This is a genomic window from Pseudomonas sp. EA_105y_Pfl2_R69, from assembly GCF_963970915.1.
In the GTDB taxonomy this organism is placed as follows: Bacteria; Pseudomonadota; Gammaproteobacteria; order Pseudomonadales; family Pseudomonadaceae; genus Aquipseudomonas.
Genome location: NZ_CAXAOO010000001.1, coordinates 771,016 through 784,104 on the forward strand (window position 1 = coordinate 771,016; position 13,089 = coordinate 784,104).

The following is a 13,089-nucleotide window of genomic DNA, read 5'->3' on the forward strand; positions in this document are numbered from 1 at the left end:
ATAAGCTGAATGGAGGCATTGGCTCGCTGGATCATGGCCCTGCTGCGCTGGACGCTGGGGCTCTGTGCGCTCGGCCTGGTGCTGGCGGCGCTGTATGTCAGTCTCGGCCGGGAGCTGTTGCCGCTGGCCGCCGAATACCGCCTGGAGGTGGAAGACAAGGCCGCTGCGGCGCTGGCCATGCCGGTGCGCATCGGTGCCCTGGAGGGGCGTTGGCAGGGCTTTGCGCCGGTGCTGATTGCCCATGACCTGCGGGTCGGCGAAGGCCTGGAAGTCCTGCAGCTCGATCAGGTGCGGGTGGTGCCCGATGTGCTGGCCAGCCTGGCGGCGCGGCAACTGCGGGTGGCGCGTCTGGAGCTGGACGGCCTGCAGCTGCTGGTCCAGCAGGATGCCGAGGGTGGCTGGGCGCTGAAGGGGCTGGCGCAGCGCGAGGCGGCCGCGCCCCTGGACGTGCCCCAGCTGTTGCGCCAGTTGCAGACGGTCAAACGCCTGTCGCTGCTCAACAGCCAGGTGACCCTGCAGGCGTTCGAGCAACCGGCGCGCACCCTGACCTACGTCAATCTGACGCTGCGCAACGGCCGCGCCAGTCAGCGCCTGGATGGCCGCCTGCTGCTGCCCGATGGCCAGCCGCTGGCTCTGCAGTTACGCACCCGGATGCAGCCCGAGCGCTGGCGCGAGGCCCGGACCGAACTGTACCTGAGCCTGCCGCAGAGCGATTGGGCCGCCTGGGTGCCGGCCAGCCTGCTGGCGGATTGGCGGCTCGAGCGCCTGCAGGCCGGCGGCGAGATCTGGTTGTCCTGGGCCGAGGGGGCGGTGCAGCGTGCCGTCAGCCGCCTGCACGCGCCGCAGTTGCAGGCGGGCTATGGCCCGCGCGAGTCGGTGGCGTTGAGCAACCTGAGCCTGAACGCCTACTTCACCCGCACCGCCGAGGGCTCCGAGGTGCTGTTCGATGACCTGGCCTTCAGCCGGGGCGAGCAGCGCTGGGGCGAGGCGCGCGTGGCCCTCAGGCAGCAGGCGGGCAGTGTGGAGCTGCAAGAGCAATGGCTGCTCAGTGCCGATCACCTCGACCTGGCCCCCCTGCAGCCGCTGGTGGCGGCGCTGGCCCCGCTGCCGGATAAGGCCCTGGGCGTGCTGGCGCAACTCAACCCCCAGGGCGCGGTGCGCAACCTGCAGCTCGATTACCGGCCGCAGGTCGAGGGGCCTGGCCGCCTGCAGTTCTCGGCCAATCTCGACGGCATCGGCTTTGCCGCCTACCTGGCCTCGCCTGCGGCGGAAAACGTCAGTGGCAGCATCAGCGGCGACCTCGCCCAGGGCGAGTTGCGCATGGCCAGCGAGAACTTCTCCCTGCACCTGGACACCCTGTTCCCCCAGCCCTGGCACTACAGCACGGCCAATGCCAGGCTGACCTGGCAACTCGATGAGCAGGCATTCACCCTGCGCAGCCCCTATCTGCAGGTGGTGGGCGAAGAGGGGGCGATTGCCGGCGACTTCCTGATTCGCCTGATGCGCGATCCCCAGGCCGAAGACTATATGGACCTGCGCGTCGGCCTGCGTGATGGCGATGCGCGCTTTACCGAAAAATACCTGCCGAGCCTGGCTCCGGGACTGAGCCCCGAGCTGGATGCCTGGCTGAAAAGCGCGATTCGTAGCGGCCGGGTGGATGAGGGCTTCTTCCAGTACCAGGGGTCGTTGATCAAGGGGGCGGAAAATGCCGCGCGCAGCCTCAGCCTGTTCTTTGCCGTGCGCGACGCCGAGCTGGCCTATCAGCCCGGTTGGCCGACGCTGCGTGAAGGGCGCGGGGAAGTCTATATCGAGGACAGCGGGGTGCGCGTCGAGCTGGCCGAGGGGCGCATTCTCAACAGCCGGGTGAGCAATGCCCAGGCCCTGATTGCCACGGCGTTGCCCGGGCAGCCGATACGTTTGCTGCTTAACAGCGAGCTGAGCAGCAGTGTCGATGATGCCCTGCAGATTCTTCAGGACGCGCCGCTGGGCACTGCCGAGATATTCGCCGGTTGGAGCGGCGCGGGTGATCTGAGCGGCAGGCTCAAGCTCGACCTGCCGCTGCGCAAGGGGCTGCTGCCCGCAGTGGTGGTCGATTTTGCCAGCAGCAATGCCGAACTCAACCTGAGCAACCCGCTGCTGCAGCTCAGCCAGGTGCAGGGGCGCTTTCGCTACGACACGGCCCGCGGCCTCAGCGCGCCGGATATTCGCGCCCGGGTGCTGGGCCACGCGGTGCGTGGCAAGGCGCTGGCCGAAGGCCGCGCGGGCCGTGCCCTGACGCGCATCGAGGCCACCGGCCGGGTCGGCGTCACCGAGCTGAGCGCCTGGCTGGGCGTGACCCAGCCGCTGCCGCTGAGCGGCAGCCTGCCTTACCGCTTGCGCCTGGCCCTGGATGGAGCCGACAGCCAGTTGCGGGTCGACTCCAATCTTCAGGGCCTGGCCATCGCGCTGCCCGCGCCTTTCGGCAAGGCGGCTGGCGCGACCAGCTACGCCGACTGGCGGATGACCCTGAGCGGCCCCGAGCGCCGCTACTGGCTGGATTATGCCGAGCTGGCCAGTCTGTCTTTCGCTGCGCCGCTCGGGCAGTTCGGCGCAGGGCGCGGCGAATTGCGCCTGGCGGACGGCCCGGCGAGCCTTCCGGGAGGCAAGGGCGTGCGTTTGCGCGGCCGGGTCGCGGAGCTGGACTGGGACGCCTGGCAGGCGGTGTTGCAACCCTACAAGCGCATGCCGAGCGAGAGCGCGCAGCAGCTGTTCAGCGATGCGCAGCTGCAGATTGGCCGCTTCAGCGGTTTTGGTACCGAGCTGGAGGCGCTTGCACTGCGTTTGCAGCGGGTCGCCCAGAGCTGGGCGGTGAACCTGGACAGTGAGCGGATCAAGGGCCGGATCGATGTGGCGGATGATACCGCGGTGCCGATTGCCCTCAACCTCGACTACCTGCGTCTGCCTGCGGCCGAACCCAAGCCAGAAACCAGTGTGGCGGTGGACAAGCCCGACCCGCTGGCCGGCGTCGATCCGCGTCAGATCCCGGCGATCGACCTGCGTATCGCCACGGTTTATCAGGGTATCGAGGCCCTTGGTGCCTGGTCGCTGAAGATTCGTCCGAGCGGGGATGGGGTGAAGTTCAGCGACCTCGATCTCAACCTCAAGGGCCTGCAGCTCAGCGGCCAGGGCGGCTGGCAGGGCACCCCGGGGGCCAGCCGGAGCTGGTACAGCGGCCGCCTGGGCGGCGCGGATCTGGCTGATGTGCTGATCGCCTGGGGTTATGCACCGACCGCCAGCAGCGCCAGCTTTCGCCTGGAGGTCGATGGCAACTGGCCGGGCTCGCCGGCCTGGTTCGGCCTGAAACGATTCTCCGGCAGCCTGGATGTGGCCATGCGCAAGGGGCAGTTTTCCGAAGTGCAGGGGCCGGCCTCGGCGCTGCGGGTCTTCGGTCTCCTCAACTTCAACTCGATTGGCCGTCGCCTGCGCCTGGACTTTTCCGATCTGCTGGACAAGGGCTTGAGCTATGACCGGGTCAAGGGTCTGTTGGTCGCCAGCGAGGGGGTGTTCGTCACCCGTGAGCCGCTGACCCTGATCGGGCCCTCGAGCAACCTGGAGCTGGACGGTACCCTGGATATGCGCCGGGAGCAGGTCGATGCCAAGCTACTGGTCACCCTGCCAGTGAGCAATAACCTGCCCCTGGCCGCCCTGATCGTCGGGGCCCCGGCCATCGGCGGCGCGCTGTTTATTGCCGACAAGTTGCTGGGCGACCGGGTGGCGCGTTTCGCCAGTGTGCAGTACGACGTCAAGGGGCCCTGGCAGGATCCGCAGATCAGCTTCGACAAACCCTTTGAGAAACCGCGGTGAGTGGGCGTCTTTGGACGTGTGGCTGTGCAGTCGGGGGCCATGGCTTGTAAGCTGACGGTTCGAGCCGTTTTCGGAATCCGCATGTCATGAGTCTCGCCGTCATTCAAATGGTCAGTCAGGCCGATGTGCTGGCCAACCTGGCCCAGGCCCGGCTGTTATTGCAACAAGCCGCGGCCAGAGGGGCGCGGCTGGCGGTATTGCCGGAAAATTTCGCCGCCATGGGGCGCAGTGATCTGGCTGCGCTCGGCCACCGTGAAGCCGCGGGCGAGGGGCCTATATTGCCCTGGCTGTATCAGACCGCCCGCGATCTGGGCCTGTGGATTGTCGCCGGTACCCTGCCACTGCCGCCGGACGCCCAGCCCACGGCCAAGCCCCGCGCCTGTTCGTTGCTGATCGACGAATACGGTCAGCGGGTGGCGCGTTACGACAAGCTGCACCTGTTCGATGTGGAGGTCGGCGACAGCCATGGCTGTTACCGTGAATCGGATGACTTCGCCTGCGGTGAGCAGGTGGTGGTGGCCGACACGCCGCTGGGGCGTCTGGGGCTGACGGTGTGCTACGACCTGCGCTTCCCCGAGCTCTTTGGCGCTCTGCGTGAGGCGGGGGCCGAACTGATCAGCCTGCCGGCGGCCTTTACCGCGGTGACCGGGGCGGCGCACTGGCAGGTGCTGACCCGCGCGCGCGCCATCGAAACCCAGTGCTATGTGCTGGCGGCCGGGCAGGGCGGCCGTCATCCGGGCGGCCGCGAGACCTTTGGTCATTCTGCGATCATCGACCCCTGGGGCCAGGTGCTGGCCGAGCAGGCCGCGGGCCAGGCGGTGCTTGTGGCCGAGCGCGATGCCGCGGAACAGGCCGCCGTTCGTCGGCGCATGCCGGTGGCCCGGCACAAACGATTTTTTGCCACAGCCGAACCCCGGCTGCCTGGCGTGGAGCAGTCATGAACGAGATTAAGCCGTTATGAGCGAGATGTTGGTGTCCGTCAGTGAACATCTGTTGGGTCCGGGTGGTTTGACCCTTGAGCATCTGCCCGGGGTACTGGCCGAACTGGCTGGTCCGGGTATCGATGCCGCCGACCTGTATTTCCAGAGCCAGGTCTCGGAAACCTGGGCCCTGGAGGATGGCATCGTCAAGGAAGGCAGCTTCAACCTCGATCAGGGCGTGGGCGTGCGTGCCCAGTCCGGGGAGAAGACCGGTTTTGCCTACAGCAATGCGATTACCGCCACGGCCCTGAGCCAGGCGGCGCAGGCCGCCCGTTCAATTGCCAGGGCCGGGCAGCATGGCCGCGTACAGGCCTTCAGCAGCCCGCTGCTGACGCCGCTCTATGCGCCGGACAATCCGCTGGATGTGCTGGGGCGGGCGGAAAAGGTCGAGTTGCTCAAGCGTATCGACGTCGCCACCCGCGCCCTCGATCCGCGGATCAAGCAGGTCTCTGTCAGCCTGGCCGGCGTCTGGGACCGGGTGCTGGTCGCCGCCAATGATGGCAGTCTGGGCGCGGATATCCGCCCGCTGGTGCGCTTCAATGTCAGCGTGATCGTCGAGCACAATGGCCGTCGCGAGCGCGGCGGTCATGGCGGTGGCGGACGTACCGATTACCGCTATTTCCTCGAACAGACCAGCAATAACGAAGAGCGCGCCATGGGCTACGCCCGTGAGGCGCTGCGCCAGGCCCTGGTCAACCTGGAGGCGATCCCCGCCCCGGCCGGCAGCATGCCGGTGGTTATGGGCGCGGGCTGGTCCGGCGTGCTGCTGCACGAAGCGGTCGGCCATGGTCTGGAAGGCGACTTCAACCGCAAGGGCAGTTCGGCCTACAGCGGGCGCATGGGCGAGCAGGTGGCTTCCAGCCTGTGCACCATCGTCGATGACGGGACCCTGGCCGAGCGCCGCGGCTCCCTGAGCATGGACGATGAGGGTACCCAGACCCAGTGCACCACCCTGATCGAGAACGGCGTGCTCAAGGGCTATATGCAGGACAAGCTCAACGCCCGCCTGATGGGCGTGGCCTGCACCGGTAACGGTCGCCGTGAATCCTACGCGCACCTGCCGATGCCGCGCATGACCAACACCTACATGCTGGCCGGCGAGAGCGACCCGGAGGAAATCATCCGTTCGGTGAAGAAGGGCATCTACTGCGCCAACCTCGGCGGCGGTCAGGTCGATATCACCAGCGGCAAGTTCGTCTTCTCCACCAGCGAGGCCTACCTGATCGAGAACGGCAAGATCACCGCCCCGGTCAAGGGGGCCACCCTGATCGGCAATGGCCCGGAAGCCATGAGCCGGGTATCCATGGTCGGCAACGACCTGGCCCTGGACAGCGGTGTCGGCACCTGCGGCAAGGACGGCCAGTCGGTGCCGGTGGGCGTCGGCCAGCCGACGCTGAAGATCGATGCGATTACCGTGGGTGGGACAGGCAGCTGAGATTGTGGATGAGCTGCTGGGGGCGTTGTTGGATTGGCTCTTCGAATGGCTGTGCTATTCGCTGGGGCGCTGGACTGTGATCGTGGTTACGTTTGGGCGGGTTCGCCCACGCAAGACCGTACGCAGTGTGCGCTGGCTGGGCACTCTGGGCTTTGTAGAGATTTGGACTGCTGTGCTGGGCGGTTTTGTGTACTGGCTGTATCACGCCTAGGTTGTGGCGTGGAGTGGCTGAGCCTGGAGAGGGCTACGGGCCGGAGCTATTGGGCTCCAGCCCGGCGATGTAGCTGCCTAGCGCAGGCCGCGCTGGGTTTCATCCAGCTCGCGGATATATTTGAAGATTTTGCGTGACGCGGCTGGCGCTTTGTTCTGCGCCAGTTCGTGCTGGCCCTGGCGGATCAGCTGACGCAGGTGCTGGCGGTCGGCGTCGGGGTATTCGACGACAAAGGCTTCCAGGGTTTCGTCGGTGCCGTTGAGCAAGCGGTCGCGCCAGCGCTCCAGGTTATGAAAGCGTTCGTTGTACTGGCGGGTGGAGGCATCCAGCTGGTCGAGCAGGGTCAGGATGGATTCGATGTCCTGATCGCGCATCAGCCGGCCGATAAACTGCACATGGCGCTTTTTCGCGGCATTGGCGGTGTGTTTCGGCGCTTCGGCCAGGGCGCGGCGCAGTTCGTCGGTCAGCGGCAGCTTGTTCAGCAGGTCGAGTTTCAGGGTAGTCAGGCGTTGCCCCAGATCCTGTAGCGCATGCAACTCGCGCTTGACCTGGGTTTTGCTCTTCTCGCCGGAGAAGTCGTCAAGGTATTCAGACATGGTGGCGGTCCAGTGGAAAACGCCGACATGATAGCAGCAAGTTTCCAGCTGTAAGCGCCTGGCTTGTCTGGCCGTGCTGCAGCTTATCGTTCAGGAGTGTTTATGAGTGAAGTAGATATAGTCGGCCCCCAGGCGGTGCCGCAATTGCAGGCCCAGGTCGAGCAGATTATTGCCGAGGCCCGCAAGCAGGGTGCCAGCGCCTGCGAAGTGGCCGTGTCGGTGGAGCAGGGCCTGTCCACCACGGTGCGTCAGCGCGAGGTGGAAACCGTCGAGTTCAACCGTGATCAGGGCTTTGGCATCACCCTCTATGTCGGCCAGCGCAAGGGTTCGGCCAGTACCTCGGCCAGCGGTGAGGCGGCCATTCGCGAGACCGTCGCGGCCGCCCTGGCGATTGCCAAGCATGCCTCCGAGGACGAATGCGCCGGCCTGGCCGATGCCGGTTTGATGGCCCGCGAACTGCCGCAGCTGGATCTTTACCATGCCTGGTCGATCACCCCGGAGCAGGCCATCGAGCAGGCCTTGAGCTGCGAGGCGGCGGCTTTTGCCGCGGATGGACGGATCAAGAACGCAGACGGCACCACCCTCAATACCCATCAAGGTTGCCGGGTGTATGGCAACAGCCATGGCTTTGTCAGCGGTTATGCCAGCACTCGGCACAGCCTGAGCTGCGTGATGATCGCCGAAGACGGTGGGCAGATGCAGCGCGACTACTGGTATGACGTCAATCGCCAGGGCGAGCTGCTGGCCGATGCCGGCAGCATCGGCCGGCGCGCCGCCGAGCGCGCGGTGAGCCGTTTGGGCGCGCGCCCGGTGCCGACCTGCGAGGTGCCGGTGCTGTTTGCAGCCGAGTTGGCCACCGGTCTGTTCGGCAGTTTCCTGGCGGCGATTTCCGGCGGCAACCTGTACCGCAAGTCCTCCTTTCTCGAAGGCACACTGGGTCAGCAGCTGTTTCCCGAGTGGCTGACGCTCGACGAGCGTCCGCATATCCCCCGCGCGTTGGGCAGCGCCGCCTTCGACGGCGACGGTCTGGCCACCTACGCCAAGTCCTTTGTCGAGCGTGGCGAGTTGCTCTCCTACGTGTTGGGCACCTATTCCGGGCGCAAGCTGGGCATGCCCAGCACCGCCAATGCCGGTGGTGTGCACAACCTGTTCGTCAGCCATGGCGATGAAGACCAGAAAGCGTTGCTCAAACGCATGGGCCGCGGTCTGCTGGTCACCGAGTTGATGGGCCAGGGCCTGAACATGGTCACCGGCGACTATTCCCGCGGCGCGGGCGGCTACTGGGTGGAGAACGGCGAGATCCAGTTCCCGGTGCAGGAAGTCACTATCGCCGGCAATATGCGGGATATGTTCCGGCAGATTGTCGCTGTGGGTAATGATCTGGAACTGCGCAGCAATATCCGCACCGGCTCGGTGCTGGTCGAGCGGATGACGGTGGCCGGTAGTTGATTCGGGCTGTATGAAAAAGGGGCTGTCGCTTAAGCGCTCAGCCCCTTTTTATTGCTTCGATCCGCTATTCGCCTTCGTCGAAGTAGTTGTTGATCAGCTCGCTGAGGGCATTGAGCGCCTCACCGTCCTGTTCGCCCTCGGTATGCAGGTGCACGGGCGTGCCTTTGCCGGCGGCGAGCATCATCACCGCCATGATGCTCTTGCCGTCCACCAGGCTGTCCGGGGCGCGGCCGATCTTGACCTGGCAGGGGAAGCGGCCGGCGACGCCAACAAACTTGGCGGCGGCACGGGCGTGCAGACCAAGCTTGTTGATGATGGTGATTTCGCAGGCGGGCATCGCGGCAATTCCTTAACTGAGGTCGCGGTGGCGAATCTGGACGTTCTTCAGGATGGGCTTGAGGGCTTCGCCGAGGCGGTTGGCCAGGTATACCGAACGATGATGGCCGCCGGTGCAGCCGATCGCGACCGTGACATAGGCGCGGTTGCTGGCGGCAAAGCGCGGCAGCCACTTGGTCAGGTAGGCGAAGATGTCCTGGTACATGTCTTCGACATCGGCCTGGGCCGAGAGGTAGTCGGCCACCGGTTGATCCAGGCCGGAGTAGTCGCGCAGGTCCGGTTTCCAGTAGGGGTTGGGCAGGCAGCGCACGTCGAACACCAGGTCGGCATCCACCGGCATACCGCGCTTGAAGCCGAAGGACTCGATAAGAAAGGCGGTACCCGGCTCCGGCTGGTTGAGCAGGCGCAGCTTGAGGCTGTCGCGCAACTGGTAGAGGTTGAGGTGGGTGGTGTCGATCTTCAGGTCGGCCAGATCGATGATCGGGCCCAGGAGCAGGCTTTCGTCGGCAATGGCCTCGGCCAGCGAGCGGCTCTCGTTGGTCAGCGGGTGGCGCCGGCGGGTCTCGGAGAAGCGCTTGAGCAGAGTCTCTTCATCGGCGTCGAGGTAGATCACGTCGCATTTGATATGCCGTGCGCGCACCTCGTCGAGCAGCTCGGGGAAACGCTTGAGGTGGCTGGGCAGGTTGCGCGCGTCGATCGACACGGCCACTTGCGGGTGCAGCAGCTCGGTATGCAGCAGGGCGCGTTCGGCCAGCTCCGGGAGCAGGCCTGCCGGCAGGTTGTCGATGCAATAGAAACCGTTGTCCTCAAGTACATCGAGGGCGGTGCTTTTGCCGGAGCCGGAGCGACCGCTGACGATGATCAGGCGCATGCTCAGGCTCGATTGAGTTGGCTTTGCACGTCCACCACCACCTGGTACAGGGACTCACTGCTCTGAGCCTGGCGCAGGCGGTCGCGCACGTCGCTGCGGTCGAGCATGCTGGCGATCTGTCGCAGCAGTTCCAGGTGGGCGTCGGTCGCCGCTTCGGGAACCAGCAGGACAAACAGCAGATCGACCGGCGCGCCGTCGATGGCGTCGAAGTCCACCGCGGCATCCAGTTTCAGCAGGGCACTGATCGGCGCGTTGCAACCGGGCAGGCGACAGTGCGGAATGGCGATGCCATTGCCGAAACCGGTCGAGCCGAGTTTTTCGCGGGCGATCAGGCTTTCGAATATATCTTGGCCATCCAGGTCGGGCAGCTCGCGCGCCACCAGGTTGGCAATCTGTTCGAGAACACGTTTTTTGCTGCCGCCCGGCACGTTCACCAGGGAACGGCCGGGGGTCAGGATAGTTTCAAGTCGGATCATAGGAGATAGGCGAGGTCAGCGGGCCAGTGCGCCCTGTTGACGGTCGAGCTGTTTTTCCTTGTGCTTGATGAGTTGGCGATCGAGTTTGTCGGTGAGTAAATCGATGGCGGCGTACATGTCGTCGTGTACCGCATTGGCGACGACTTCACCGCCGGCAATGTGCAGGGTCGCTTCGATTTTCTGCTTGAGCTTCTCGACCTCCATGATGACTTGCACATTGGTGATTTTGTCGAAGTGGCGCTCCAGTCGACCGAGTTTTTCGTCGATATAGGCGCGCATGGCGTCGGTCACATCCAGCTGATGTCCACTGATGTTGACTTGCATACCGCATTCTCCTTGTTGCCGTGTGTAAGAGGCAGGCAATAGGCCTGCCGCCGGAACACTGTGGCGTGGAAGACCCTGGCAGAACGAGTCTGGCACTGTCGCCGGCGCGTATAGGCAGCAGAGCTGCTTGCGCGCAAAGGCGAGGCCGGGTGTTGTTTTGTGCAGTGTGAACCGTCTTCCTTCTTGTGCCGCCCTAGATCAATCGCTTGCGCTCGCTGGATGGCGCTATCCCGAGGGATTCACGGTACTTTGCGACTGTACGGCGGGCTACTTGAATGCCCTGTGCCTCCAGTAAACCAGCGATCTTGCTGTCACTCAACGGCTTTTTTGCATTTTCCGCGGCGACCAGTTTTTTGATGATGGCGCGGATTGCGGTGGACGAGCATTCGCCGCCCTCGGAGGTACTGACGTGGCTGGAGAAGAAGTATTTCAGCTCGTAAATGCCGCGCGGGGTGTGCATGAATTTCTGTGTGGTGACCCGCGAGATGGTCGACTCGTGCATGCCCACGGCCTCGGCGATATCGTGCAGCACCAGAGGTTTCATCGCCTCGTCGCCGTAGTCGAGGAAGCCGCGCTGGTGTTCGACGATCTGCGTGGCGACCTTCATCAGGGTTTCGTTGCGGCTTTGCAGGCTCTTGATAAACCAGCGCGCTTCCTGCAGCTGGTTGCGCATAAAGGTGTTGTCGGCACTGGAGTCGGCACGCTTCACAAAACCGGCGTACTGCGCGTTGACCCGCAGGCGCGGCATGGCTTCCTGGTTCAGCTCCACCAGCCAGCGTTCGTTGTGCTTGCGCACGATCACGTCCGGCACCACGTATTCCGGCTCGCTCGATTCGATCTGCGAGCCGGGGCGCGGGTTGAGGCTCTGGATCAGCTCGATAACCTGGCGCAGCTCGTCTTCCTTGAGCTTCATGCGGCGCATCAGCTGGCTGTAATCGCGGCTGCCGAGCAGGTCGAGGTAGTCGCTGGCCAGGCGCTGGGCCTCGCTCAGCCAGGGGGTCTTGGCCGGCAGTTGGCGCAGTTGCAGGAGCAGGCATTCGCCGAGGTTGCGCGCGGCAATGCCGGCGGGCTCGAACTGCTGGATGCGGTGCAGCACGGCCTCGACTTCGTCCAGTTCGATGTCCAGCTCCGGGTCGAAGGCCTCGACCACTTCTTCCAGGGTTTCTTCCAGATAGCCCTGCTCGTTGATGCAGTCGATCAGGGTCACCGCGATCAGGCGGTCCTTGTCGGACATGGGCGAAAGATTGAGCTGCCAGAGCATATGGCTCTGCAGGCTCTCGCCGCTGGAGGTGCGGGTGGTGAAGTCCCACTCGTCATCGTCGTTGCTGCTGCTCGGCAGGCTGCTGGCGCTGGTCTGGTAGATGTCTTCCCAGGCGGTATCGACGGGCAGCTCGTTGGGAATGCGCTCGTTCCAGTCGCCTTCCTCCAGGTTGTCCACAGTCTGGGTGTTTTCCTGGTAGCTGGGCTCCTGGAACGTGGGCTCTTGCTGTTCGCTGGAAGTGGCGCTCTCCGCACCATCGGCCATGGGGTCCGAGTTGTCGAAATCTTCGCCGTCTTCCTGGCGTTCGAGCATCGGATTGGATTCCAGTGCCTCCTGGATCTCTTGTTGCAGATCCAGGGTCGACAGTTGGAGTAGGCGAATGGCCTGTTGCAGCTGCGGTGTCATCGTCAGCTGCTGGCCCATCTTCAGGACTAGCGATGGTTTCATTGCAGACCTTATTTACCGGCGTCTGTGCGCAATCCACTACAGGGCGCGGAGGCGCCACAAGGAAGCAAATTATATGCCTGACTCTAAGGGGTTTGCCTAGGGGTGGCGCTTGTTTGCGTGAGAAAAGCCCCTGTTACAGGCGGAACTCATGTCCCAGGTACACCTCTTTGACCGTCTGGTTGGCCAGGATGGCTTCGGCGTCGCCTTCGGCGATCAGTTGGCCGTCACTGACAATGTAGGCGGTTTCGCAGATGTCCAGGGTCTCGCGTACGTTGTGATCGGTGATCAGTACGCCGATACCCTTGGCCTTGAGGTGGTAGATGATCTGTTTGATATCGCCGACCGAGATCGGGTCGACCCCGGCAAAGGGTTCGTCGAGCAGGATGAACTTGGGCGAGGTCGCCAGGGCGCGGGCGATTTCCACACGCCGGCGTTCGCCGCCGGACAGGCTCATACCGAGGTTGTCGCGGATATGGCTGATATGAAACTCCTGCAGCAGGCTTTCCAGCTCCTTGCGCCGCTCTGTGCGGTCCAGGTCCTTGCGGGTTTCCAGGATGGCCATGATGTTGTCGGCCACGCTGAGCTTGCGAAAGATCGAGGCTTCCTGCGGCAGGTAGCCGATGCCGGCGCGGGCGCGGCCGTGCATGGGCTGGTGGCTGACGTCGAGGTCGTCGATCAGGACGCGGCCCTGGTCGGCCTGGACCAAGCCGACGATCATGTAGAAGCAGGTGGTCTTGCCCGCGCCGTTGGGGCCGAGCAGGCCGACGATCTGCCCGCTGTCGATGCTCAGGCTGACGTCGCGCACGACTTGGCGGCCTTTGTAGCTCTTGGCCAGGTGCTGGGCTTTCAATGTGGCCATG

Annotated in this window: 11 protein-coding genes; 4 read left to right on the forward strand and 7 right to left on the reverse strand. The window is 64.6% G+C overall.

Translation table 11 applies throughout. The features are described 5' to 3' along the window. Positions 1-9 precede the first annotated feature (9 nt). From AACY13_RS03335 to tldD, 3 genes are all read left to right on the forward strand, one after another. Positions 10-3,843 (forward strand): YhdP family protein, encoded by a 3,834-nt coding sequence (locus AACY13_RS03335; RefSeq protein ID WP_339459297.1) that lies wholly within the window; start codon positions 10-12, stop codon positions 3,841-3,843. A gap of 86 nt (positions 3,844-3,929) precedes the next feature. Continuing rightward, positions 3,930-4,784, forward strand: coding sequence for a carbon-nitrogen hydrolase family protein (locus tag AACY13_RS03340; RefSeq protein WP_339459299.1), 855 nt, complete (start codon positions 3,930-3,932; stop codon positions 4,782-4,784). Between the two features lie 16 nt (positions 4,785-4,800). After that, positions 4,801-6,258, forward strand: coding sequence for a metalloprotease TldD (gene tldD / locus AACY13_RS03345; RefSeq protein ID WP_339459300.1), 1,458 nt, complete (start codon positions 4,801-4,803; stop codon positions 6,256-6,258). 288 nt (positions 6,259-6,546) lie between these two features. Here the strand turns inward: tldD and yjgA are convergent, their stop codons facing one another. After that, on the reverse strand, positions 6,547-7,065 hold the full coding sequence (gene yjgA, locus AACY13_RS03350) for a ribosome biogenesis factor YjgA (RefSeq protein WP_339459302.1): 519 nt from the start codon (positions 7,063-7,065) through the stop codon (positions 6,547-6,549). A 102-nt stretch (positions 7,066-7,167) separates the two neighbouring features. On the opposite strand from yjgA, the gene pmbA reads away from it, so the two are divergent. Next, a complete protein-coding gene (gene pmbA, locus AACY13_RS03355; protein ID WP_339459304.1) occupies positions 7,168-8,514 on the forward strand; it encodes a metalloprotease PmbA in 1,347 nt (448 codons plus the stop codon). A 64-nt stretch (positions 8,515-8,578) separates the two neighbouring features. Here pmbA and AACY13_RS03360 read toward each other — a convergent pair whose 3' ends face one another. The 6 genes from AACY13_RS03360 to lptB all read right to left on the reverse strand — a co-directional run bounded on the left by AACY13_RS03360 (position 8,579) and on the right by lptB (position 13,088). Then, positions 8,579-8,851 carry an HPr family phosphocarrier protein gene (locus AACY13_RS03360; RefSeq protein WP_339459305.1) on the reverse strand — a complete coding sequence of 91 codons (273 nt, stop codon included), beginning with the start codon at positions 8,849-8,851 and terminating at the stop codon, positions 8,579-8,581. Positions 8,852-8,863: 12 nt separating this feature from the next. Further along, positions 8,864-9,721, reverse strand: coding sequence for an RNase adapter RapZ (gene rapZ / locus AACY13_RS03365; protein ID WP_339459306.1), 858 nt, complete (start codon positions 9,719-9,721; stop codon positions 8,864-8,866). Between the two features lie 2 nt (positions 9,722-9,723). Then, positions 9,724-10,197, reverse strand: coding sequence for a PTS IIA-like nitrogen regulatory protein PtsN (ptsN, locus tag AACY13_RS03370; RefSeq protein WP_339459308.1), 474 nt, complete (start codon positions 10,195-10,197; stop codon positions 9,724-9,726). Between the two features lie 15 nt (positions 10,198-10,212). Further along, on the reverse strand, positions 10,213-10,521 hold the full coding sequence (gene hpf, locus AACY13_RS03375) for a ribosome hibernation-promoting factor, HPF/YfiA family (RefSeq protein WP_339459309.1): 309 nt from the start codon (positions 10,519-10,521) through the stop codon (positions 10,213-10,215). Positions 10,522-10,714: 193 nt separating this feature from the next. Then, a complete protein-coding gene (locus AACY13_RS03380) occupies positions 10,715-12,229 on the reverse strand; it encodes an RNA polymerase factor sigma-54 (protein WP_339459310.1) in 1,515 nt (504 codons plus the stop codon). 133 nt (positions 12,230-12,362) lie between these two features. Further along, positions 12,363-13,088: an LPS export ABC transporter ATP-binding protein gene (gene lptB, locus AACY13_RS03385; RefSeq protein WP_339459311.1), complete on the reverse strand. Its 726-nt coding sequence runs from the start codon at positions 13,086-13,088 to the stop codon at positions 12,363-12,365. Between the last annotated feature and the right edge of the window lies 1 nt (position 13,089).